At 54.0% G+C, this 25,242-nt stretch carries 18 protein-coding genes; 16 read left to right on the top strand and 2 right to left on the bottom strand.

Features of this window, described 5'->3' with window-relative positions; all coding sequences use genetic code 11:
- Positions 1-331: 331 nt before the first annotated feature.
- Positions 332-2,092, bottom strand: coding sequence for a 30S ribosomal protein S12 methylthiotransferase accessory factor YcaO (gene ycaO / locus CKO_RS09170; RefSeq protein WP_024130477.1), 1,761 nt, complete (start codon positions 2,090-2,092; stop codon positions 332-334).
- Positions 2,093-2,501: 409 nt separating this feature from the next.
- Between ycaO and serC the strand changes: the two genes are divergently transcribed.
- From serC to CKO_RS09110, 12 genes are all read left to right on the top strand, one after another.
- Positions 2,502-3,590, top strand: coding sequence for a 3-phosphoserine/phosphohydroxythreonine transaminase (serC, locus tag CKO_RS09165; RefSeq protein ID WP_012133020.1), 1,089 nt, complete (start codon positions 2,502-2,504; stop codon positions 3,588-3,590).
- Positions 3,591-3,660: 70 nt separating this feature from the next.
- Complete coding sequence (aroA, locus tag CKO_RS09160; protein ID WP_012133019.1) at positions 3,661-4,944, top strand: 3-phosphoshikimate 1-carboxyvinyltransferase; 1,284 nt, start codon at positions 3,661-3,663, stop codon at positions 4,942-4,944.
- 181 nt (positions 4,945-5,125) lie between these two features.
- The gene (cmk, locus tag CKO_RS09155; protein WP_012133018.1) at positions 5,126-5,809 is read left to right on the top strand and encodes a (d)CMP kinase; all 684 of its coding nucleotides are present in this window, start codon (positions 5,126-5,128) and stop codon (positions 5,807-5,809) included.
- Positions 5,810-5,922: 113 nt separating this feature from the next.
- Entirely contained in the window at positions 5,923-7,596 is a 1,674-nt protein-coding gene (gene rpsA / locus CKO_RS09150; protein ID WP_012133016.1) for a 30S ribosomal protein S1, read from the top strand.
- Between the two features lie 157 nt (positions 7,597-7,753).
- Positions 7,754-8,038: an integration host factor subunit beta gene (ihfB, locus tag CKO_RS09145; RefSeq protein ID WP_000167332.1), complete on the top strand. Its 285-nt coding sequence runs from the start codon at positions 7,754-7,756 to the stop codon at positions 8,036-8,038.
- A gap of 490 nt (positions 8,039-8,528) precedes the next feature.
- Positions 8,529-10,793: a ComEC family protein gene (locus tag CKO_RS09140; RefSeq protein WP_012133013.1), complete on the top strand. Its 2,265-nt coding sequence runs from the start codon at positions 8,529-8,531 to the stop codon at positions 10,791-10,793.
- A 36-nt stretch (positions 10,794-10,829) separates the two neighbouring features.
- A complete protein-coding gene (gene msbA, locus CKO_RS09135) occupies positions 10,830-12,578 on the top strand; it encodes a lipid A ABC transporter ATP-binding protein/permease MsbA (protein WP_012133012.1) in 1,749 nt (582 codons plus the stop codon).
- On the top strand, positions 12,575-13,552 hold the full coding sequence (gene lpxK / locus CKO_RS09130) for a tetraacyldisaccharide 4'-kinase (RefSeq protein ID WP_012133011.1): 978 nt from the start codon (positions 12,575-12,577) through the stop codon (positions 13,550-13,552). The genes msbA and lpxK overlap by 4 nt, the downstream gene beginning before the upstream one ends.
- 43 nt (positions 13,553-13,595) lie before the next feature.
- Positions 13,596-14,828 (top strand): winged helix-turn-helix domain-containing protein, encoded by a 1,233-nt coding sequence (locus tag CKO_RS09125; RefSeq protein WP_012133010.1) that lies wholly within the window; start codon positions 13,596-13,598, stop codon positions 14,826-14,828.
- Positions 14,829-14,879: 51 nt separating this feature from the next.
- Positions 14,880-15,062, top strand: a complete 183-nt coding sequence (gene ycaR, locus CKO_RS09120) for a protein YcaR (protein ID WP_012133009.1) — start codon at positions 14,880-14,882, stop codon at positions 15,060-15,062.
- Complete coding sequence (gene kdsB, locus CKO_RS09115) at positions 15,059-15,805, top strand: 3-deoxy-manno-octulosonate cytidylyltransferase (protein WP_012133008.1); 747 nt, start codon at positions 15,059-15,061, stop codon at positions 15,803-15,805. Before ycaR ends, kdsB begins: the two co-directional genes overlap by 4 nt.
- A gap of 154 nt (positions 15,806-15,959) precedes the next feature.
- The gene (locus tag CKO_RS09110) at positions 15,960-16,853 is read left to right on the top strand and encodes a YcbJ family phosphotransferase (RefSeq protein WP_012133006.1); all 894 of its coding nucleotides are present in this window, start codon (positions 15,960-15,962) and stop codon (positions 16,851-16,853) included.
- Here CKO_RS09110 and elyC read toward each other — a convergent pair.
- A complete protein-coding gene (elyC, locus tag CKO_RS09105) occupies positions 16,830-17,609 on the bottom strand; it encodes an envelope biogenesis factor ElyC (RefSeq protein ID WP_012133005.1) in 780 nt (259 codons plus the stop codon). The genes CKO_RS09110 and elyC overlap by 24 nt on opposite strands.
- Positions 17,610-17,744: 135 nt before the next feature.
- Between elyC and cmoM the strand changes: the two genes are divergently transcribed.
- Genes cmoM through mukB form a run of 4 tightly spaced genes read left to right on the top strand, consistent with a single transcriptional unit; the run spans position 17,745 to position 25,004 of the window.
- Complete coding sequence (cmoM, locus tag CKO_RS09100; protein WP_012133003.1) at positions 17,745-18,524, top strand: tRNA uridine 5-oxyacetic acid(34) methyltransferase CmoM; 780 nt, start codon at positions 17,745-17,747, stop codon at positions 18,522-18,524.
- A 3-nt stretch (positions 18,525-18,527) separates the two neighbouring features.
- Entirely contained in the window at positions 18,528-19,850 is a 1,323-nt protein-coding gene (gene mukF / locus CKO_RS09095) for a chromosome partition protein MukF (protein WP_012133002.1), read from the top strand.
- Positions 19,831-20,535, top strand: a complete 705-nt coding sequence (gene mukE / locus CKO_RS09090; RefSeq protein WP_024130476.1) for a chromosome partition protein MukE — start codon at positions 19,831-19,833, stop codon at positions 20,533-20,535. Before mukF ends, mukE begins: the two co-directional genes overlap by 20 nt.
- The gene (gene mukB / locus CKO_RS09085) at positions 20,535-25,004 is read left to right on the top strand and encodes a chromosome partition protein MukB (RefSeq protein ID WP_012133000.1); all 4,470 of its coding nucleotides are present in this window, start codon (positions 20,535-20,537) and stop codon (positions 25,002-25,004) included. Before mukE ends, mukB begins: the two co-directional genes overlap by 1 nt.
- Positions 25,005-25,242: the final 238 nt, after the last annotated feature.

Raw genomic sequence — 25,242 nt, 5'->3', positions numbered from 1 at the left:
ATCTCGCCTGGCTTATAGGCCCGCAAGATGCGTGGTTTTTACGCGATTGCGGTGTAAATATTTGATTATCCAAATAAAAATAAATTTTAAAAATTATAAAGTGAGTTGAATTTTTTCGCTGAGCCTCCCCGATGGCAGTTAATTAAAATGGAGTAATTGGCAAATAAAGTAACACCAGCACATTAATATCTGTAATATCAACTACCAATATTTAACCTTGTTATTACATTTATTTTCGTTTGCCAAAAAAATAAAAAAACAGGGCGCATAAAGCGCCCCGTAATATAGCTCAGTCGATTGTTTAAACCTACCTACAGTAGGTTATTCGCTTCTATTTTGACCAGTGAGCGGCCTTGGCGCGCTGCAATTTCTCATAGGCTTTCAGCAGAGACTGATGTGATGCGAAAGCATGCAGATCGCTATCAACCGCTTGCAGCCCATAAAATGCCGCTTCGCCGCTCAGTGCCGCGCTGGCCGCTTCAACAGCTTCGGCGCCATACATCCGAACGAAAGCATTCAGGTATTGCAGCGGTTCGCGGTCTTCTTCCTGCGCCAGAAGCAGCAGCGTTTGCAGACAGCGGTAGTAGTTCGCACGTTCAGCGCTAAAGATGGAGGCGTTGAATTCCATCGTCCACTCTGTCCAGATCAGCGCCTGCTCCAGATCGCCGCCAGCCAGCGCCAGCATTGCTTTAAGCTCACCGATGCGCAGGGTATACCAGCCATTATCCGGGCCTGTCGCCAGGCCAAGTAACTCGCGCACGCGGGTAAAGTCATCAAAGCCTTCTTCATCTAATTGTTCAATCAGATTGAGGTAAGCCTCTTTCTCCCATGCGCTGCCCGGCAGGGCGAGGAGGGTTTCGCGCAGATGGCTGCCCATGCTGTTGTTGGCGAGCCACAGATCTTCTGCCGGATAAATATCAGACATGCCCGGCACAATAATGCGGCAGGCATAAACGCCGAGGTGCTCATAGTCGGCAATATAGACCTCTTTATCTTCCGCATTGAAGATTGCCATCAGCGTGGCGAACTCTTCTTCCGTAGTGCCGGAGAAACTCCAGTCAGCAAACGGATAGTCGGCATCCTGCTTGAACAGATCCCAGGAGATCAAACCGCTGGAGTCAATGAAGTGCGTCTCAAGGTTAGTATGTTCAGCCACTTCTTCGTCGTCGAACGTTGGCGGGGTAAAGACATCAAGATCTTTCAGCCCACGGCCCTGCAACAGCTCGGTGACGGTGCGCTCCAGCGCAACGCCGAAATCAGGATGCGCGCCGAAGGAGGCGAAGCAGGTGCCGTTGGCCGGGTTGAACAGGACGACGCAGATAACCGGATACTGACCGCCCAGCGAGCCGTCATAAGCGAAGATTGGGAAACCTTCCGCCTCCAGCTTAGCGATGGCCTCTACCACTGCCGGGTAGCGTGCCAGCACATCGGCTGGAATTTCCGGTAGGCTAATGCTTTCGGCGATGATGCGGTTTTTAACATGACGTTCGAACACTTCAGACAAACCCTGCACACGCGCTTCGTTGCGGGTGTTACCAGCCGACATTCCGTTGGAAACGTACAGGTTGCCGATAATGTTCATCGGAATATACACGGTGTGATTATCAGACTGGCGGGTAAACGGCAGGCCGCAGATACCGCGATCTTCGTTACCGGATTGCAGATCGATAAGCATGCTTCCAGCCAGCTCGTTTTCCGGGTCGTAGAACGCGCGCAGACGGTCATCCAGTAACCCTTCCGGCAGGGCGTCGTCATCGGTTAGCGGGAACCATTTTTCATTCGGATAATGCACGAACGGGCCATTGGCGATGGTTTCACCCAGCCAGAAATCGGCGAAGAAATAGTTGGTGGACAGACGCTCAAAATATTCACCCAGCGCGGAAGCCAGCGCGGCTTTTTTGGTTGCGCCTTTGCCGTTGGTAAAGCACAACGCGCACTCTTTGTCGCGAATATGCACCGACCAGACGTTAGGCACCGGATTCAGCCAGGAGGCCTCTTCAATATGAAAACCGAGGTCGAGCAGTTTTTGCTGGAAGCGAGCGATGGAATCTTCCAGGGCGGCGTCTTTGCCGGGGATAAATGTTTGCGTCATGAAAATCACTTTTGTCGTACGGAAAGCGCGCAATGATACGGGTTTTATGTTGACGGCGCTATCGCCGCCGCCCCGGCAGCGTAAATAAAAGTGCGTAGTAGCGTCGTTCCTGTGAATGCCGGGGATCGTCAATGACGCCCGCGCGGCGCAAATCCAGAATGGTCGAAGGCCAGCCGGGTAAAACGGGCTACCTGACAGCGAATCTATCGGTTTTATGTCGTCAATCCGATAGATTCTGTTGTGTGACGTAGCGCGCATTTTTGGCCTGATGAGTTTTACCCATTGCGGCGCGTGTCACTGAATGATAAAACCGATATCCACAGGAATAACTTATACCCAATATCCGTCGTCCTGCCTTGCGCAGACGTTCGGGTGTTGAGGCGATAATAACGCAACGTGGTGAGGGGAAATGGCTCAGGTCTTCAATTTTAGTTCAGGTCCGGCAATGCTACCGGCGGAAGTGCTTAAACTGGCTCAACAGGATCTGCGTGACTGGCACGGTCTTGGCACGTCAGTAATGGAAATTAGCCACCGTGGCAAAGAATTTATCCAGGTCGCAGAGGAAGCGGAACAGGATTTTCGCGATCTCCTCAGCATCCCCTCCAACTACAAAGTATTGTTCTGCCACGGCGGCGGCCGTGGGCAGTTTGCGGCAATTCCGTTAAATATTCTGGGCGATAAAACGTCGGCGGATTACGTTGATGCCGGTTACTGGGCGGCCAGCGCCATCAAAGAAGCGAAAAAATACTGTTCGCCAAACGTGATTGACGCCAAAGTCACGGTTGACGGTCTGCGTGCGGTCAAACCGATGAGCGAGTGGCAGCTTTCTGATAACGCCGCTTACGTTCATTATTGCCCGAACGAAACTATCGACGGTATCGCAATTGATGAAACGCCGAATTTTGGTTCGGATGTCGTTGTGGCTGCGGATTTCTCATCCACAATTCTTTCCGCGCCGCTGGATGTGTCGCGTTATGGCGTGATCTACGCCGGGGCGCAGAAAAACATCGGCCCGGCGGGGCTGACAATTGTGATCGTGCGTGAAGATCTGTTAGGTAAAGCGAACATCGCTTGCCCGTCTATCCTTGATTACACCGTGCTGAACGACAACGACTCTATGTTCAATACCCCGCCGACCTTTGCCTGGTATCTTTCTGGCCTGGTGTTCAAATGGCTGAAAGCGCAGGGCGGCGTTGCGGCGATGAACAAAATCAATCAGCAAAAAGCGGAACTGCTGTATGGCGTGATTGATAACAGTGATTTCTACCGTAACGATGTGGCGAAATCGAATCGTTCACGTATGAACGTGCCTTTCCAGCTAGCGGACAGCGCGCTTGATAAAGTCTTCCTGGAGGAATCTTTCGCTGCGGGTCTGCATGCGCTGAAAGGTCATCGCGTGGTGGGCGGAATGCGCGCCTCTATCTATAACGCAATGCCGCTTGAAGGCGTGAAGGCGTTGACGGATTTCATGGTCGATTTCGAGCGTCGCCACGGCTAATTCGTTTTCTTTTTTCATCCCCACAGCCAGCCTGTGGGGTTTTTATTTCTGTTTTTGAGAGTTGAGTTTCATGGAATCCCTGACGTTACAACCCATCGCGCGGGTCGATGGCACCATCAATCTGCCTGGCTCCAAGAGTGTTTCGAATCGCGCTTTGTTACTGGCGGCATTAGCAAGCGGCACCACTGTTCTGACAAACCTGCTGGACAGCGATGATGTTCGCCATATGCTGAACGCGCTGAGTGCGTTGGGGGTCAGTTATACCCTTTCCGCCGACCGTACCCGTTGTGAAATTACCGGGCAGGGCGGCGTATTACATGCCGAAGGCGCGCTGGAACTGTTCCTGGGCAATGCGGGAACGGCGATGCGTCCGCTTGCCGCCGCGCTGTGCCTGGGGGCAAATGATATCGTGCTGACCGGTGAGCCTCGCATGAAAGAGCGCCCGATCGGTCATCTGGTCGATGCGCTGCGTCAGGGCGGTGCGAAGATTGATTATCTGGAGCAGGAAAACTATCCGCCTCTGCGTCTGCGCGGCGGTTTTAGCGGCGGTCATGTTGAGGTTGATGGCAGCGTCTCCAGTCAGTTCCTCACCGCGCTGCTGATGACCGCGCCGCTTGCGCCGCAGGACACGACGATCGCAATTAAAGGCGATCTGGTGTCCAAACCGTATATCGACATCACGCTGAACCTGATGAAAACATTCGGCGTTGAGGTTGAGAACCAGAATTACCAGCGTTTTGTGGTGAAAGGGGAGCAGCAGTATCGTTCACCGGGTCAATATCTGGTGGAAGGCGACGCGTCATCCGCTTCTTATTTCCTTGCCGCTGGCGCCATTAAAGGCGGAACGGTAAAAGTGACGGGGATTGGCCGCAACAGTATGCAGGGCGATATCCGCTTTGCCGACGTACTGGAGAAGATGGGCGCCACCATCACCTGGGGTGATGACTTCATTGCCTGTACGCGCGGTGAACTGAACGCTGTGGATATGGACATGAACCATATCCCGGATGCGGCGATGACCATCGCCACGGCGGCGTTGTTTGCTAAAGGCACCACCACACTGCGTAATATCTATAACTGGCGTGTGAAAGAGACTGACCGCCTGTTTGCGATGGCGACGGAACTGCGTAAAGTCGGCGCTGAAGTGGAAGAGGGGCATGATTTCATTCGTATCACGCCACCGGCTCAGTTGCAGTTTGCCGAAATCGGCACCTATAACGATCACCGTATGGCGATGTGTTTCTCGCTGGTCGCGTTGTCGGATACGCCGGTGACGATTCTCGATCCGAAATGTACCGCTAAAACCTTCCCGGATTACTTCGAGCAACTGGCGCGTATTAGTACGCCTGCCTGATAAAAGTAAAACATTGTCATCTTTTGGGCTGGCTCTTCGCCAGCCCGCTATAATTGCGCAAATCTTCCTCATCTGATGACAGACAAAATGGGTTTTTGCATACAAAGATAACGATTGTGAGCGTTGGCGCGTATAATGCGCGGCGTTCACGTTAACGGTATGCCTGTTTAAGGAGAAAAAGATGACGGCAATTGCCCCGGTAATTACCATTGATGGCCCAAGCGGTGCAGGTAAAGGCACCTTGTGCAAGGCAATGGCGGAAGCATTGCAATGGCATCTGCTGGACTCGGGCGCGATTTATCGTGTACTGGCGCTGGCGGCCTTACATCATCATGTTGATGTCACCTCTGAAGACGCTCTTGTACCGCTTGCGTCTCATCTGGATGTTCGTTTTGTCTCAACCAATGGCAATCTGGAAGTCATTCTGGAAGGGGAAGATGTGAGCGGGGAAATCCGCACGCAAGAAGTCGCGAACGCGGCATCTCAGGTCGCTGCGTTCCCGCGCGTGCGCGAAGCGCTTTTGCGCCGCCAGCGTGCGTTTCGCGATGCGCCAGGGTTGATTGCCGATGGCCGCGACATGGGAACGGTGGTATTCCCTGATGCGCCAGTAAAAATTTTCCTGGATGCGTCTTCTGAAGAACGCGCTCACCGCCGTATGCTACAGTTGCAGGAGAAGGGCTTTAGTGTTAACTTTGAACGCCTTTTGGCCGAGATAAAGGAACGTGACGACCGCGATCGTAATCGCGCTGTCGCGCCGCTGGTTCCTGCTGCCGATGCTTTAGTTCTGGATTCTACCCGATTAAGCATTGAGCAAGTGATTGAAAAAGCGTTACAATACGCGCGCCAAAAACTGGCACTCGCTTAAGTGCGACCGAATTTGTAGTACCCCCGCTGCAATGGATTGACAGTGGGTATGTGAAACAACCCCATCCGGCATGGAGCCAGGTGGACGTTAAATATGAAACCTGAAGATTAAACATGACTGAATCTTTTGCTCAACTCTTTGAAGAGTCCTTAAAAGAAATCGAAACCCGCCCGGGTTCCATCGTTCGCGGCGTTGTTGTTGCTATTGATAAAGATATCGTACTGGTTGACGCTGGTCTGAAATCTGAATCCGCCATTCCGGCTGAGCAGTTCAAAAACGCCCAGGGCGAACTGGAAATCCAGGTTGGCGACGAAGTTGACGTTGCTCTGGATGCAGTAGAAGACGGCTTCGGCGAAACCCTGCTGTCCCGTGAAAAAGCGAAACGTCACGAAGCCTGGATCACGCTGGAAAAAGCTTACGAAGATGCTGAAACTGTTACCGGTGTTATCAACGGCAAAGTTAAGGGCGGCTTCACTGTTGAGCTGAACGGTATTCGTGCGTTCCTGCCAGGTTCCCTGGTAGACGTTCGTCCGGTGCGCGACACGCTGCACCTGGAAGGCAAAGAGCTTGAATTCAAAGTCATCAAGCTGGATCAGAAGCGCAACAACGTTGTGGTTTCCCGTCGTGCCGTTATCGAATCCGAAAACAGCGCAGAACGCGATCAGCTGCTGGAAAACCTGCAAGAAGGCATGGAAGTTAAAGGTATCGTTAAGAACCTCACTGACTACGGTGCATTCGTTGATCTGGGTGGCGTTGACGGCCTGCTGCACATCACCGACATGGCATGGAAACGCGTTAAGCATCCGAGCGAAATCGTAAACGTTGGCGACGAAATCACTGTTAAAGTGCTGAAGTTCGACCGTGAGCGTACTCGTGTATCTCTGGGCCTGAAACAGCTGGGCGAAGATCCGTGGGTAGCTATCGCTAAGCGTTATCCAGAAGGTACCAAACTGACTGGTCGCGTGACCAACCTGACCGACTACGGCTGCTTCGTTGAAATCGAAGAAGGCGTTGAAGGCCTGGTTCACGTTTCCGAAATGGATTGGACCAACAAAAACATCCACCCGTCCAAAGTTGTTAACGTTGGCGATGTAGTGGAAGTTATGGTTCTGGATATCGACGAAGAACGTCGTCGTATCTCCCTGGGCCTGAAACAGTGCAAATCCAACCCGTGGCAGCAGTTTGCGGAAACCCACAACAAGGGCGACCGTGTTGAAGGTAAAATCAAGTCTATCACTGACTTCGGTATCTTCATCGGCCTGGACGGCGGCATCGACGGCCTGGTTCACCTGTCTGACATCTCCTGGAACGTTGCAGGCGAAGAAGCAGTTCGTGAATACAAAAAAGGCGACGAAATCGCAGCAGTTGTTCTGCAAGTTGACGCAGAGCGTGAGCGTATCTCCCTGGGCGTTAAACAGCTCGCAGAAGATCCGTTCAACAACTGGGTTGCTCTGAACAAGAAAGGCGCTATCGTAACCGGTAAAGTCACTGCTGTTGACGCTAAAGGCGCAACCGTAGAACTGGCTGACGGCGTTGAAGGCTACCTGCGTGCTTCTGAAGCATCCCGTGACCGCGTTGAAGATGCGACTCTGGTTCTGAGCGTTGGCGACGAAGTTGAAGCTAAATTCACCGGCGTTGATCGTAAAAACCGCGCAATCAGCCTGTCTGTTCGTGCGAAAGACGAAGCTGACGAGAAAGATGCAATCGCAACTGTTAACAAACAGGAAGATGCAAACTTCTCCAACAACGCAATGGCTGAAGCTTTCAAAGCAGCTAAAGGCGAGTAATTCTCTGAAACTTCGGGTGTTTTATCCCGAAGTTTGATGAGTTTACTTGACAGATTACAAGATTCGTCCTGTAATCAAGCACTAAGGGCGGCTACGGCCGCCCTTAATCAATGCAACAACAGCAGCAGCCAATTTGCTTACAGGAACCGGAGGAATCATGACCAAGTCAGAATTGATTGAAAGACTTGCAACCCAGCAATCTCACATTCCCGCGAAAGCGGTTGAAGATGCAGTAAAAGAGATGCTGGAACATATGGCCTCGACTCTTGCGCAGGGCGAGCGTATTGAAATCCGCGGTTTCGGCAGCTTTTCTTTGCACTACCGCGCACCTCGTACCGGACGTAACCCGAAGACTGGCGATAAAGTAGAACTGGAAGGAAAGTATGTTCCGCACTTTAAGCCGGGTAAAGAACTGCGCGATCGCGCCAATATTTACGGTTAAGTTTTAACGAAAAACTTGATCCAGAAAAAAGCACCTGAAAGGTGCTTTTTTCATTTCTGCATTCCGACCGGAAAAGAGACTTCAACGCCATCATCCGGCACAAAGCAGCGCCTGATGGCGCTACGCTTATCAGGCCCACAGATATGCTCCCGTGACTCCGTAGGCCGGATAAGACGCTTCGCGTCGCCATCCGGCATAAAGCAGCGCCTGATGGCGCTACGCTTATCAGGCCTACAGGTATGCTCCCGTGACTCCGTAGGCCGGATAAGACGCTTTGCGTCGCCATCCGGCACAAAGCAGCGCCTGATGGCACTACATTCATCAGATCTACAGATACGTGCTCGTAGGCGTAACTGGAAAGCCTCTCGCATTTTTATGTGCATCTTGCATTCCCAACGCGAAAACCACGGAATTTGCGCCGAATAACCACAAATTGTCGCCAGACAAACGTTAGCCAAATCTGCACACTTCTTGTAACAGGGAGGTGTCTATGAAAATAACAACGGTCAGCGTGTGTGCATTATGCGGAATTCTTCCGCTAATATTCTTACCTGTACTTCCCGGTTCGTTGTGTCTCATTGGCATATTTTGTTTTGCCTGCGCGCTGTCCTTTGTTCCATATAAATATACGCAGTACGCCAGCTTGACCCTGCTGTTTTTTCTCTGGGGAATACTTGCTGCAAAGCAAGCCGTCTGGCCGGGTAATACCTTGCCTGGCGCAACACAAGAAGCCGTGGTGCAAATTACGGCGACCGATCATGCCACCACACATTACGGGCAAATTACCCATGTACAGGGGAAACGCCTGTTTCCCTCGGTGGGCGTTGTTCTTTATGGGCAATATTTGCCCGGCGAGGTGTGTGCAGGTCAACGTTGGGCGATGAAACTAAAAGTCCGTGCCGTGCATGGTCAGCTTAATGAGGGGGGATTTGATAGCCAGCGTTATGCGCTTGCGCAACATCAGCCTCTGAGCGGCCGGTTTCTGCATGCGACGGTCATTGAATCGTCATGTAGTTTACGCGCGCGTTATCTTGCTTCCCTCAATACCACGCTGGCGCGCTACCCCTGGCAGCAGGTTATCCTGGCATTAGGCATGGGCGAGCGTTTATCAGTATCGCAAGAGGTCAAAAATATTATGCGCGATACTGGTACGGCGCACCTGATGGCCATTTCAGGGTTGCATATCGCCTTTGCCGCACTGCTGGCCGGAGGATTGATTCGTGGCGCGCAATTTTTACTTCCCACCCGCTGGATTCACTGGCAAACGCCGTTAGTGGGAGGGATTGTGTGCGCGACGTTTTACGCCTGGCTCACGGGGTTACAACCCCCCGCGTTGCGTACGGTTGTGGCGCTGGCAGCGTGGGGATTACTGAAGCTGAGCGGTCGGCAATGGAGCGGTTGGGAGGTCTGGTTCTGCTGCCTGGCGGCAATAGTGATTGCCGATCCGATTGCTGTTCTGTCGCAAAGTCTGTGGCTTTCGGCCTTTGCCGTCGCAGCGCTTATTTTCTGGTATCAGTGGTTTCCTGTACCGGCCTGGGCGTTGCCTCGGGCAGGGAAAGTCGCGTTGGATCTCGTTCACTTACAGTTGGGCATTACGCTTCTGCTCTTACCTGTGCAAATAGCGCTTTTTCATGGCGTAAGTGTGACCTCTTTTCTGGCGAATCTGTTTGCTGTCCCTTTGGTTACATTTATCTCTGTACCACTGACACTGGCGGGAATGATCGGCCATTTGACCGGGCCGCTGATGGTTGAAGAAGGCCTCTGGGCGCTGGCTGACGCTTCTCTGGATGTGTTGTTCCGGGCGCTGAAAAGTCTGCCGGAAGGGTGGATTAATATTGATTATCGCTGGCAATACCTGTCTTTGGCTCCCTGGTTAACGCTTATGGCGTGGCGATTGAATGCCTGGCGAACTTACCCGGTGATCTGTTTGTTTGGCGTGTTGCTGTTGAGCTGGCCGTTCTGGCGTACGCCGCGCACGGAGGCGTGGCAGGTTCATATGCTGGATGTCGGACAGGGGCTGGCGATGGTTATCGCACATAACGGGAAAGCGATACTTTATGATACGGGACGCGCCTGGCCGGATGGCGATAGCGCACAGCAGCTCATCATTCCCTGGCTGCGCTGGCACAATCTGGAACCTGAGGGGATTATCCTGAGCCATGAACATCTGGATCATCGGGGTGGCCTGTCATCATTACAGAAGACGTGGCCTTCGCTCTGGATACGAAGCCCATTAGGCTGGAAGGGCCATCTGCCGTGCTTTCGTGCGGAGCAGTGGACGTGGCAGGGGCTATCCTTCAGCGCACACTGGCCGATTAAAGGAAACAGGGAAAAGGGCAACAACCATTCCTGCGTGGTTAAAGTGGATGACGGAAAGCAGAGTATTTTGCTGACGGGCGATATTGAATCTCCGGCTGAACAAAAAATGCTAAGTCGTTATTGGCGGCATTTGCAGGCGACAATTATTCAGGTTCCGCATCATGGCAGTAATACATCGTCGTCATTAGCGTTAATTCAACGGGTTGAGGGCCTGGCCGCGCTGGCGTCGGCATCGCGCTACAACGCCTGGCGTCTGCCTTCCTGGAAGGTAAAACAGCGCTATCAACAACAAGGTTATCAGTGGCTGGATACCCCGCATCAGGGGCAAATTTCGGTGGATTTTTCCCCGCAAGGCTGGCGCATACGAGGTTTACGGGAGCAAATTTTACCTCGTTGGTATCATCAGTGGTTTGGCGTGTCAGAGGATAACGGGTAGAATATGCGGCTATTTCAACAAATGCTGGTTTTTTGAATGCATAACGATAAAGATCTCTCTACGTGGCAGACGTTCCGCCGACTGTGGCCTACCATTGCGCCTTTCAAAACTGGGCTGATCGTGGCGGGTGTCGCGTTGATCCTCAATGCGGCCAGCGATGCTTTTATGTTATCGCTCCTCAAACCATTGCTGGACGATGGTTTTGGTAAAACAGATCGATCGGTGCTGCTTTGGATGCCGCTGGTGGTTATTGGCCTGATGATATTACGTGGTATCACCAGCTATATTTCCAGCTACTGTATTTCATGGGTATCGGGCAAAGTGGTGATGACCATGCGCCGTCGTCTGTTTGGTCATATGATGGGGATGCCTGTTGCATTCTTTGATAAACAATCAACGGGGACACTGCTTTCTCGTATTACCTATGACTCAGAACAGGTTGCGTCATCGTCTTCCGGGGCGTTGATTACGGTCGTGCGTGAAGGTGCATCGATCATCGCTTTGTTTATCATGATGTTCTATAACAGCTGGCAACTGTCGATCATTCTGGTCATTTTGGCGCCCGTTGTGTCTATTGCGATTCGCGTGGTATCGAAGCGTTTTCGTAGCATCAGTAAAAACATGCAGAACACGATGGGGCAGGTGACCACCAGTGCAGAGCAGATGCTGAAAGGCCACAAAGAAGTGCTTATCTTTGGCGGTCAGGAAGTTGAAACGAAGCGTTTTGACAAAGTCAGCAATAAAATGCGTCTGCAAGGGATGAAAATGGTGTCTGCATCATCCATCTCTGATCCGATCATTCAGCTGATCGCGTCTCTGGCGCTGGCCTTTGTTCTCTATGCGGCTAGCTTCCCGAGCGTAATGGACAGCCTGACTGCGGGTACGATTACCGTCGTATTCTCATCAATGATTGCCCTGATGCGTCCTCTGAAATCGCTGACCAACGTCAATGCGCAGTTCCAGCGTGGTATGGCGGCATGCCAGACGCTGTTTGCTATTCTGGATAGCGAGCAAGAGAAAGATGAAGGCAAACGCGTAATTGAACGTTCGACAGGCGATCTGGAATTCCGCAATGTGACCTTTACCTATCCGGGGCGTGAAACACCTGCGCTGCGCAATATCAATCTGCATATTCCGGCGGGTAAGACGGTTGCACTGGTCGGGCGTTCCGGTTCAGGTAAATCAACCATTGCCAGTCTGATCACGCGCTTCTACGACATCAATGAAGGGAATATCCTGATGGATGGACACGATCTGCGTGAATATACCCTGTCTTCATTGCGTAATCAGGTCGCGCTGGTTTCGCAGAATGTGCACCTGTTTAACGATACGGTTGCGAACAACATCGCCTATGCGCGTACTGAAGAGTACAGCCGCGAGCAAATTGAAGAAGCGGCGCGTATGGCGTATGCCATGGACTTTATCAGCAAGATGGATGACGGTCTGGATACGGTTATCGGCGAGAACGGCGTACTGCTTTCTGGTGGCCAGCGTCAGCGTATCGCGATTGCCCGTGCGTTGCTGCGTGACAGCCCAATCCTGATTCTGGATGAAGCCACCTCTGCGCTGGACACCGAATCCGAACGCGCGATTCAGTCCGCACTGGATGAGTTGCAGAAAAACCGTACTTCGCTGGTTATCGCGCACCGCCTCTCAACGATTGAACAAGCTGATGAAATTGTCGTGGTGGAAGACGGGATTATTGTTGAGCGTGGAACCCATCGCGAATTGCTGGAGCAGCGCGGTGTGTATTCGCAACTGCATAAAATGCAATTTGGCCAATGATCGCCCGCATCTGGTCTGGTGAATCGCCCCTGTGGCGTCTTTTGCTCCCACTCTCCTGGCTGTATGGCCTGGTGAGTGGGGGGATTCGCTTGTGCTACCGGCTGGGAATTAAACGCGCCTGGCGTGCGCCGGTGCCGGTCGTTGTCGTCGGGAACCTTACGGCGGGGGGCAACGGAAAAACGCCGGTCGTTATCTGGCTGGTCGAGCAACTGCAACAGCGCGGCATTCGCGTGGGGGTTGTTTCGCGGGGGTATGGCGGTAAAGCGGCGTCTTATCCGCTGTTGCTTACTCCACAAACGTCCTCTGCGGAAGCGGGCGATGAGCCGGTACTGATCTATCAACGAACCGGCGCACCTGTTGCTGTCTCGCCGGTTCGCTCAGACGCAGTAAAAGCGATTCTCGCGCGTCACGATGTACAAATTATCGTGACGGATGACGGGCTACAGCATTATCGTCTGGCGCGCGATATTGAAATCGTTGTCATCGACGGCGTGCGTCGGTTTGGCAATGGCTGGTGGTTGCCCGCAGGGCCGATGCGTGAGCGCGCCAGCCGGCTTAAATCGGTAGATGCGGTGATCGTCAACGGCGGCGTTGCCAGACCAGGAGAAATTCCGATGCAGCTGGCGCCAGGGCTGGCGGTCAATTTATGCACCGGTGAGCGCCGTCATGTCGCGGAGTTAAGCAACATTGTTGCGATGGCGGGGATTGGCCATCCTCCACGTTTCTTTGCTACGCTCGAAGCGTGTGGGGCATCGCTACAGAAATGCGTTCCGTTGGCCGATCATCAGTCTCTCGCCTTTAACGATGTGAAGGCGTTAGTAACCGACGGGCAAACGCTGGTCATGACGGAAAAAGATGCCGTTAAATGCCGGGGATTTGCCGAGGACAACTGGTGGTATTTACCTGTAGACGCGCGTTTGTCGGGTGAACAACCTGATGCACTGCTTGAACAACTCATCTCGCTGGCTCGCTAGCACAAATTGATGTGGCGGCAGCGAACGATTCCCGGAGTTATACATGTCGTTGCCGCATCTCTCTCTTACGGATGTTCGTCATCTCCATCTTGCTGCGCAAGGTTTGCTGAAAAAGCCCCGCCGTCAGGCATTGCCTGCGGATATTCTCGCGACGATTTCGCGCATGTCTTTATTGCAAATCGATACGGTCAACGTTGTGGCGCGCAGCCCCTATCTGGTGCTGTTTAGCCGTCTGGGCCACTACCCGCAACAGTGGCTGGACGACTCGTTGTCGCGTGGCGAACTCATGGAATACTGGGCGCATGAGGCCTGTTTCTTACCGCGTAGCGACTTTACGCTAATTCGTCACCGTATGCTGGCACCTGAGAAGATGGGCTGGAAGTACAAAGCATCGTGGATGCAGGAACATGCCGATGAGATCGCGCAGTTGATCCAGCATATTCACCATAACGGCCCTGTGCGCTCAGCGGATTTTGCGCATCCACGCAAAGGTGCCAGTGGATGGTGGGAATGGAAGCCGCATAAGCGCCATCTTGAAGGATTGTTCACTGCCGGGAAAGTCATGGTTGTAGAACGGCGCAACTTTCAGCGCGTGTATGACCTGACGCAACGCGTGATGCCGCACTGGGACGATAAACGCGATTTACTGTCGCAGGCAGAAGCAGAAATCGCCATGCTGGATAATAGCGCGCGCAGTCTGGGGATTTTTCGCGAGCAGTGGCTGGCGGATTACTATCGCCTGCGGCGACCTGAAGTGAAAACGTGGCGTGATATCCGTGTTGAACAAGGGCAACTGGTTCCCGTTCAGGCCGACAGGCTGGGGGCAATGTGGCTACACGCCGATCTGTTGCCGCTACTGGAGCAGGCGCTGAACAATAAGCTCACCGCTACGCATAGCGCGGTTTTATCCCCTTTTGATCCCGTCGTCTGGGACCGGAAACGGGCAGAGCAGTTGTTCGATTTTAGCTACCGCCTGGAGTGCTATACCCCGGCGCCTAAACGCCAGTACGGCTATTTTGTTTTGCCGCTGCTGCATCGGGGGCAGTTAGTTGGGCGTATGGATGCCAAAATGCATCGCAAAACGGGCGTGCTGGAAGTCATCTCGCTCTGGTTGCAGGAGGGGGTTAAACCGGGCCCGACGCTGCAAAAAGGGTTGTTACAGGCGATTAATGCGTTCGCTCGCTGGCAACAGGCCAGCCGCGTCACGCTAGGGAACTGCCCATCCGCCTTGTTTGCAGAAAATCGTCATGGCTGGGAAATAGACGCGGTCTCATAAACGATTATGTTAATATTGATGGATTCACAATCCGGTCCATCTGGAGGAACTATGGATCATCGTCTACTTGAAATCATTGCCTGCCCGGTATGCAACGGCAAACTCTGGTATAACCAGGAAAAACAAGAACTGATTTGCAAACTGGATAACCTGGCTTTCCCATTGCGCGATGGCATTCCGGTATTGCTGGAAACGGAAGCGCGTTCCATTACTGCTGATGAGAGTAAATCATGAGTTTTGTGGTCATTATTCCCGCTCGTTTTTCGTCCACGCGTCTACCCGGTAAGCCTTTACTGGATATCAACGGCAAACCGATGATCGTGCATGTTCTGGAACGCGCGCGCGAATCTGGCGCTGAACGCATTATTGTCGCGACGGACCATGAAGATGTCGCTCGCGCGGTAGAAGCGGCGGGTGGGGAAGTCTGCATGACGCGCGCTGACCATCAGTCCGGGACGGAGCGTCTGGCGGAAGTCGTCGAAAAATGCGGTTTTAGCGACGATACCGTTATTGTGAACGTGCAGGGCGATGAGCCGATGATCCCGGCGGTGATTATTCGTCAGGTGGCGGAAAACCTGGCGCAGCGCCAGGTTGGTATGGCAACGCTGGCGGCGCCGATTCACGGTGCTGAAGAAGCCTTTAATCCTAATGCAGTGAAAGTTGTGCTGGACGCTGAAGGCTATGCGCTTTATTTCTCGCGTGCGACGATCCCCTGGGATCGCGATCGTTTTGCGAAAAGCCTTGAGACCGTGGGCGACACGTTCCTGCGCCATCTGGGAATTTACGGCTATCGCGCCGGGTTTATTCGCCGCTACGTGAACTGGCAGCCCAGCCCACTTGAGCATATTGAGATGCTGGAGCAGCTTCGTGTGCTGTGGTATGGCGAAAAAATCCATGTTGCCGTCGCCAAAGAAGTCCCGGGAACGGGCGTTGATACAGCCGAAGATCTTGAGCGCGTTCGCGCCGAAATGCGCTGATATCCGCTATCGCACTCCTCTCACAAATGGGAGGAGTGTCGTATCGTTACGATTTTCCCTTCATTTTTCTTTTCATCAATTGATCTCATCCGGGTGACATCTGTCCATACGGCGCTCATTATAAAAGCAGTGGCGTTTATGAGGGCAATCTGAAATGGAACAGCTGCGAGCCGAACTGAGTCATCTGCTGGGCGAAAAACTCAGCCGTATAGAGTGCGTGAGTGAAAAGGCGGATACGGCCTTGTGGTCGCTGTACGACAGTCAGGGAAACCCGATGCCGCTGATGGCGAGAAGTTTTACGACCCCTGGCGTGGCGCAGCAACTGGCATGGAAAACGACCATGCTGGCGCGTAGCGGCACGGTACGCATGCCGGTTGTCTATGGCGTGATGACGCATGAGGAACACCCCGGGCCTGATGTCCTGCTGCTGGAGCGTCTGCGTGGCGTCTCTGTGGAAGCGCCCGCCCGCACGCCTGAGCGCTGGGAGCAGTTGAAGGATCAGATTGTAGAAGGTTTGTTAGCCTGGCATCGACAGGACAGCCGGGGTTGCGTAGGCGCGGTGGATCATACGCAGGAAAATATCTGGCCGTCCTGGTATCGCCAGCGTGTTGAAGTGCTATGGACGACGTTAAACCAGTTCAACAACACCGGGTTAACCATGCAGGATAAACGCATTCTGTTTCGTACCCGGGAGTGCCTGCCTGCGCTGTTTGAAGGATTTAATGATAATTGTGTGCTCATCCACGGCAATTTTAGCCTGCGCAGTATGCTGAAAGACGCCCGCAGCGATCAGCTTCTGGCGATGGTGGGGCCTGGCGTTATGCTGTGGGCGCCACGAGAGTATGAACTGTTTCGGCTGATGGACAATGCGCTGGCGGAAGGGTTGCTCTGGCATTATCTGCAACACGCGCCAGTGGCGGAATCGTTCATCTGGCGGCGTTGGCTTTATGTGTTATGGGACGAAGTCGCGCAACTGGTCAATACCGGGCGTTTTAGCCGCTCCAACTTTGACCTCGCGACAAAATCACTGCTGCCCTGGCTCGCCTGACGCGCCTTTCAGCCACTGCCAGATGCGCCCCAGCGTTTCATAACCGGCGCGATCGCTATGCATCAACCATACCGGGGAGGGAATTGCTCGCTCCCACGGATTTAACGGTGAATCTATCGCCAGTTGATTGGCTGGCGCAGGCAGCGGATGTAACCCAACATGCTGGAAGAAGATCATGGCGCGCGGTAAGTGGGAGGCGGAAGTGACCAGCAGGAAAGGGGCATCGCCGATGGCCTGTTTCACCGCTTCCGCCTCTTCTTCGGTATCTTTTGGCTGATCCAGCGTGATGATGTCGCTGCGCGGCACACCCAGCGATTGTGCCACTCTTGCGCCCGCTTCTGCCGTACTCACGCGATTGGTTTTTGCCGCCGCGCCCGTAAAGATCAGTTTCGATCCCGGATTGGCCAGCCAGAGGCGTACGCCTTCGTTCAGACGTGGGAGGCTGTTATTGATCAGATTCGAACTGGGCGCCCACTGGGGGTTCCAGGTGTAGCCGCCGCCCAGCACCACGATATAGTCTACTTTTTGCGTTCCCTGCCAGGTGGGGTAACTGTCTTCAATCGGTTTGAGTAAACGGTCAGCAACAGGTTGCAGGCTTAACAGAAATATTGCCAGCCATCCCAGGCTGATAAACGCCTTCCCGGTTTTCTGAAAGCGGCTAAACCATACCAGCGCCAGCCCCACGCCCATGATGAGCAGCATAAAGGGAAGCGGCAGCAACAGACCGCCAGTCACTTTCTTCAGAGTAAAAAGCATCCTTTTTGGTTCCTTTTTTGACCATACAGCAGGGGATCAGCAGGGATATTACACCAGACAGGTTAAATATCGCCGCGACTATGACAAAATAGCTTCTTTTTAAAAGCACACCTGAGCCAGCCTGTGGAGAGTCCGATGCGGGACCGCAATTTTGATGACATTGCTGAAAAGTTTTCCCGTAACATCTACGGAACCACCAAAGGACAGCTGCGACAGGCGATTCTGTGGCAGGATCTTGATCGGTTGCTGGCGGAATTCGGCGAGCAAAAACTGCACATCCTGGATGCTGGCGGCGGAGAGGGGCAAACGGCCATCAGAATGGCGGAGCGTGGGCACCAGGTTACATTGTGCGATCTGTCCGGCGAGATGATCGCGCGTGCGCAGCAGGCGGCAGAAGCAAAAGGTGTGAGCGGAAACATGCATTTTATACAATGCGCCGTTCAGGATGTCGCTTCGCATTTGGAAACCTCCGCTGATCTGATATTGTTTCATGCTGTGCTGGAGTGGGTGGCGGAACCGGTCGGCGTGTTAGAGACGCTTTGGTCAGTTTTGCGCCCCGGCGGAGCACTGTCGTTAATGTTCTACAATGCTAACGGCCTGTTGATGCATAACATGGTGGCAGGGAACTTTGACTATGTGCAGGTGGGGATGCCAAAACGCAAAAAGCGTACGCTTTCGCCAGACTATCCACGTAAACCCGAGCAGGTTTATCAGTGGCTGGAAGATATTGGCTGGCAGATTACCGGTAAGACCGGCGTACGCGTATTTCATGATTATCTGCGTGAGAAGCATCAACAGCGTGACTGCTATGAGATGTTAGTTGAATTAGAAACGCGTTATTGCCGCCAGGAGCCGTATATTAGCCTTGGCCGCTACATTCATGTCACCGCGCGCAAACCGCAGATGCAAGGATAACTTATGAGTGAATTTTCCCAGACAGTCCCCGAACTGGTTGCCTGGGCCAGAAAAAATGACTTTTCCATCTCTCTGCCGGTAGACCGACTTTCGTTCCTGCTGGCGGTAGCCACGCTGAACGGCGAGCGCCTGGACGGGGAGATGAGTGAAGGCGAACTGGTGGATGCGTTCCGCCATGTCAGTGATGCGTTTGAGCAAACCAGCGAAACCATCGGCGTACGCGCCAACAACGCGATCAACGATATGGTACGTCAACGTCTGCTGAACCGCTTTACCAGCGAGCAAGCGGAAGGCAACGCCATTTATCGCCTGACGCCGCTCGGGATTGGCATTACCGATTACTACATCCGCCAGCGTGAGTTTTCCACGTTGCGCCTTTCCATGCAGCTATCCATTGTCGCGGGTGAACTGAAGCGGGCGGCGGATGCGGCAGATGAGGGCGGCGACGAATTTCACTGGCATCGCAACGTTTATGCGCCGCTGAAATATTCGGTCGCGGAAATTTTCGACAGCATCGACCTGACCCAGCGCATCATGGATGAGCAGCAGCAGCAGGTAAAAGACGACATTGCGCAGTTGCTGAACAAAGACTGGCGCGCGGCGATTTCGAGTTGCGAACTGCTGCTTTCTGAAACATCCGGCACGCTGCGTGAGTTGCAGGATACGCTCGAAGCGGCTGGCGATAAATTGCAGGCTAATCTGTTACGCATCCAGGACGCCACGATGGCGCATGACGACCTGCATTTTGTGGATCGTCTGGTGTTCGATCTGCAAAGCAAACTCGACCGCATTATTAGCTGGGGTCAGCAATCCATCGACCTGTGGATTGGCTATGACCGACACGTACACAAATTTATCCGTACCGCGATTGATATGGATAAAAACCGCGTCTTTGCCCAGCGACTGCGCCAGTCCATCCAGGGCTATTTTGATGAGCCGTGGGCGCTGACCTATGCCAACGCCGATCGTCTGCTGGATATGCGCGATGAAGAGATGGCGCTGCGCGATGAAGAGGTGACCGGCGAACTGCCGCCGGACCTGGAATATGAAGAATTTAACGAGATCCGCGAACAACTGGCGGCGATTATCGAAGAACAGCTGGCTATCTATAAATCCAGACAAGCCCCACTGGATCTCGGCCTGGTAGTGCGCGAATATCTGGCGCAATACCCACGAGCGCGTCACTTCGACGTGGCGCGTATTGTTATCGATCAGGCGGTACGTCTTGGCGTAGCGCAAGCAGACTTCACCGGACTGCCAGCCAAATGGCAGCCGATTAATGATTACGGAGCCAAGGTACAGGCGCATGTCATTGACAAATATTGAACAAGTGATGCCGGTTAAGCTGGCGCAGGCGCTGGCAAACCCGTTATTTCCGGCGCTGGATAGCGCATTACGCTCCGGCAGACATATCGGTCTGGATGAGCTGGATAATCATGCCTTCCTGATGGATTTCCAGGAGTATCTGGAAGAGTTTTACAGTCGCTATAACGTCGAACTGATTCGCGCGCCGGAGGGTTTTTTCTACCTGCGCCCGCGTTCCACGACGATTATCCCGCGCTCCGTCTTGTCTGAACTGGACATGATGGTGGGTAAAATCCTCTGCTATCTCTATCTCAGCCCGGAGCGGTTGGCGAATGAGGGGATTTTTACCCAGCAGGAACTGTACGATGAGCTGCTCGCCCTGACAGACGAAGCCAAATTGCTGAAACTGGTCAATAACCGCTCAACGGGGTCTGACGTGGATCGTCAGAAACTACAGGAGAAGGTGCGCTCGTCGTTAAACCGTCTGCGTCGCTTAGGGATGGTGTGGTTTATGGGCCATGACAGCAGCAAATTCCGCATCACGGAATCGGTGTTCCGCTTTGGCGCGGATGTGCGTACCGGTGACGATCCGCGTGAAGCGCAGCGTCGCTTAATCCGCGATGGGGAAGCCATGCCGGTTGAAAATCACCTGCAACTCAACGATGAGACCGAAGAGAATCAGCCGGACAGTGGAGAGGAAGAATAATGATTGAACGCGGTAAATTTCGCTCACTAACGCTGATTAACTGGAACGGCTTTTTTGCCCGCACCTTTGACCTCGATGAGCTGGTCACCACGCTGTCCGGCGGGAACGGCGCCGGTAAATCCACCACGATGGCGGCGTTCGTCACGGCGCTGATCCCGGACTTAACCTTACTGCATTTCCGTAACACCACGGAGGCCGGGGCCACCAGCGGATCGCGCGATAAAGGCCTGCACGGTAAGCTGAAAGCGGGCGTCTGTTATTCCATGCTCGACGTCCTCAATTCCCGCCATCAGCGTGTTGTGGTGGGCGTACGTTTGCAGCAGGTCGCCGGACGCGATCGCAAAGTTGATATCAAACCGTTTGCCATTCAGGGCTTGCCGATGTCGGTGCAGCCGACGCAGCTGGTGACGGAAACGCTGAACGAGCGCCAGGCGCGCGTGTTGACCCTCGCGGAGCTGAAAGAGAAGCTCGATGCGATGGAAGGCGTGCAGTTTAAGCAGTTTAACTCGATCACCGATTATCACTCGCTGATGTTCGATCTGGGCATCATTGCCCGCCGTCTGCGTTCTGCGTCCGATCGCAGCAAGTTCTATCGTCTGATTGAAGCCTCGCTGTACGGCGGGATCTCCAGCGCGATTACCCGTTCCCTGCGTGACTACCTGCTGCCGGAAAATAGCGGCGTGCGTAAAGCGTTCCAGGATATGGAAGCCGCGCTGCGTGAAAACCGTATGACGCTGGAAGCGATCCGCGTAACCCAGTCGGATCGTGACCTGTTCAAGCATTTGATTAGCGAAGCCACTAACTACGTGGCGGCGGACTACATGCGCCACGCCAACGAACGTCGGGTTCATCTGGATAAAGCGCTGGAGTTTCGTCGCGAGCTGTACACATCGCGTAAGCAACTGGCGGCGGAACAGTACAAACACGTCGACATGGCGCGTGAACTGGGCGAGCACAACGGTGCGGAAGGGGATCTGGAAGCGGATTACCAGGCCGCCAGCGACCACCTGAACCTGGTGCAGACCGCGCTGCGCCAGCAGGAGAAGATCGAGCGCTACGAAGCGGATCTCGATGAGCTGCAAATTCGTCTCGAAGAGCAAAATGAAGTGGTGGCTGAAGCCGCCGACATGCAGGAAGAGAACGAAGCCCGTGCGGAAGCCGCCGAGCTGGAAGTGGATGAACTGAAAAGCCAACTGGCGGACTATCAGCAGGCGCTGGATGTGCAGCAGACGCGCGCGATTCAGTACAACCAGGCGATCCAGGCGCTCGACCGCGCCAAAGCGCTTTGTCATCTGCCTGACCTGACGGCGGACAGCGCCGCAGAATGGCTGGAAACGTTCCAGGCGAAAGAGCAGGAAGCAACGGAAAAACTGCTTTCGCTGGAACAGAAAATGAGCGTGGCGCAAACCGCGCACAGTCAGTTTGAACAGGCATATCAGCTGGTGGCCGCCATTAATGGCCCGCTGGCGCGTAATGAAGCCTGGAGCGTGGCGCGTGACCTGCTGCGCGAAGGCGTGGAACAGCGTCACCTGGCGGAGCAGGTTCAGCCGCTGCGTATGCGTCTGAGTGAACTGGAACAGCGTCTGCGCGAACAGCAGGAAGCTGAACGCCTGCTGGCGGAATTCTGTAAACGTCAGGGCAAACATTTCGACATTGATGAGCTGGAAGCGCTGCACCAGGAGCTAGAAGCCCGCATCGCCGCCCTGTCGGATAGCGTTTCTAACGCCCATGAACAGCGTATGACGCTGCGTCAGGAGCAGGAGCAACTCCAGTCCCGCATTCAGCACTTAATGCAGCGCGCCCCGATCTGGCTGGCGGCGCAAAACAGTCTGAATCAGCTGTGCGAACAGAGCGGTGAAGAGTTTACCTCCAGCCAGGATGTAACCGAGTATCTGCAACAGTTGCTGGAGCGCGAGCGTGAAGCGATTGTAGAGCGCGACGAAGTTGGCGCGCGTAAGAATGCGGTTGATGAAGAGATTGAACGCTTAAGCCAGCCGGGTGGCTCGGAAGACTCGCGTCTGAACGCGCTGGCGGAGCGTTTTGGCGGCGTGTTGCTGTCGGAAATCTATGATGACGTCAGCTTCGAAGACGCGCCGTACTTCTCCGCGCTGTACGGCCCGTCCCGTCATGCTATCGTGGTGCCGGATCTGTCGCTGATCGCCGAACAGCTTGAAGGGCTGACGGATTGCCCGGAAGATCTCTATTTCATCGAAGGGGACCCGCAGTCGTTCGATGACAGCGTCTTCAGCGTTGATGAGCTGGAAAACGCGGTGGTGGTGAAAACCGCCGAGCGTCAGTGGCGTTATTCCCGTTTCCCGACGGTGCCGATCTTTGGTCGCGCCGCGCGTGAAAACCGTATTGAAAGTCTGCATGCTGAGCGCGAAGGGCTGTCTGAACGCTTTGCGACGTTGTCCTTCGACGTGCAGAAAACTCAGCGTCTGCATCAGGCGTTCAGTCGTTTTATCGGCAGCCATCTGGCGGTCGCGTTTGAGGCCGACCCGGAAGCGGAAATTCGCCAATTGAATGGCCGTCGCGTTGAACTGGAACGCGCGCTGGCTACGCATGAAAACGACAACCAGCAGCAGCGTATTCAGTTTGAACAGGCGAAAGAGGGCGTCTCCGCTCTGAACCGCTTACTGCCGCGCCTGAACCTGCTGGCGGACGACACGTTGGCTGACCGCGTGGATGAAATTCAGGAACGTCTGGATGATGCGCAGGAAGCGGCGCGTTTTATACAGCAACACGGTAATCAGTTAGCCAAACTGGAGCCGATCGTCTCGGTTCTGCAAAACGATCCCGAACAGTTTGAGCAACTGAAAGAAGATTACGCATACTCCCAGCAAACGCAGCGGGATGCGCGTCAGCAGGCTTTTGCGCTGACCGAGGTCGTACAGCGTCGGGCGCACTTCAGCTATTCCGACTCGGCCGAAATGCTGAGCGGCAACAGCGATCTGAACGAAAAACTGCGTCAGCGTCTGGAACAGGCGGAAGCCGAGCGTACCCGTGCCCGTGAAGCGTTACGCGGTCATGCCGCGCAACTCAGCCAGTACAATCAGGTTCTGGCCTCACTGAAAAGCTCGTATGACACCAAGAAAGAGCTGCTGGGCGACCTGCAACGTGAATTGCAGGATATCGGCGTGCGCGCCGACAGCGGTTCGGAAGAGCGCGCGCGTATCCGCCGTGACGAACTGCATACGCAACTGAGCAATAACCGCTCACGTCGTAACCAACTGGAAAAAGCGCTGACCTTCTGTGAAGCGGAGATGGATAACCTGACCCGCAGACTGCGCAAACTGGAACGCGATTATCATGAAATGCGCGAGCAGGTAGTCACCGCGAAAGCCGGGTGGTGCGCGGTGATGCGGATGGTGAAAGATAACGGGGTAGAGCGTCGTTTGCATCGTCGCGAGTTGGCTTATCTGTCGGCAGATGAACTTCGCTCCATGTCGGATAAGGCGTTGGGTGCGTTGCGTCTGGCGGTGGCGGATAACGAACACCTGCGTGATGTATTACGTATGTCGGAAGATCCAAAACGACCGGAACGTAAAATCCAGTTCTTCGTGGCGGTTTACCAGCATCTGCGGGAGCGTATTCGCCAGGATATCATCCGTACCGATGACCCGGTTGAGGCCATCGAACAGATGGAAATTGAGTTGAGTCGCCTGACGGAAGAGCTAACCTCCCGCGAACAGAAGCTGGCGATCAGCTCGCGCAGCGTGGCGAACATTATTCGTAAGACGATTCAGCGCGAACAAAACCGTATTCGTATGCTGAACCAGGGGCTGCAAAACGTCTCGTTCGGTCAGGTGAACAGCGTGCGTCTCAACGTCAACGTGCGGGAAACGCATGCGACCTTGCTGGATGTTCTTTCCGAACAGCATGAGCAGCATCAGGATCTGTTTAACAGCAACCGCCTGACCTTCTCTGAAGCGCTGGCGAAGCTGTATCAGCGCCTGAATCCGCAGATTGATATGGGGCAGCGTACGCCGCAGACCATTGGCGAGGAGCTGCTGGATTACCGTAACTATCTGGAGATGGAAGTCGAGGTCAACCGTGGTTCAGACGGCTGGCTGCGTGCGGAGTCCGGCGCGCTGTCTACCGGTGAAGCGATTGGTACCGGGATGTCCATTCTGGTGATGGTAGTACAAAGCTGGGAAGACGAAGGCCGCCGCTTGCGCGGAAAAGATATCTCCCCATGCCGCCTGCTGTTCCTTGATGAGGCTGCGCGTCTGGATGCGCGTTCCATCGCGACGCTGTTCGAACTGTGCGAACGTCTGCAAATGCAGCTTATCATCGCAGCGCCGGAAAACATCAGCCCTGAGAAAGGCACCACCTATAAGCTGGTGCGTAAGGTTTTCCACAATACCGAACACGTTCATGTGGTCGGACTGCGTGGCTTCGCCCCACAACTGTCGGAGACGCTACCTGGCACCGGCACCGAAGATGCTTCGTCGCAGGCCGCCGGGTAAGTAAGATGAAGACGGCCTTCGCGCCGTCTTTTTTCATCATAAAATCGATAAACAGAAGTCTGAAAAGCACCTTACACCAGGTGCTTTTTCTTTAAACTTCTTTACATTAGGTTAGGCAAAACCTTTTTGATGTTTATATACTGAAGGTAAGCCTGACGAGTAAGCAGGCTTGCTCGTCATACTTCAGAAGGTATTGGCGTTTTCAGGTTTTTACCCAATGTGAGCGGGCAACCTGGCT

The sequence above is a fragment of the Citrobacter koseri ATCC BAA-895 genome (assembly GCF_000018045.1).
GTDB classification, from domain to species: Bacteria; Pseudomonadota; Gammaproteobacteria; order Enterobacterales; family Enterobacteriaceae; genus Citrobacter_B; species Citrobacter_B koseri.
Note: the sequence above shows the minus strand (reverse complement) of the source record. Positions and strands in the feature narration are given on the sequence as shown.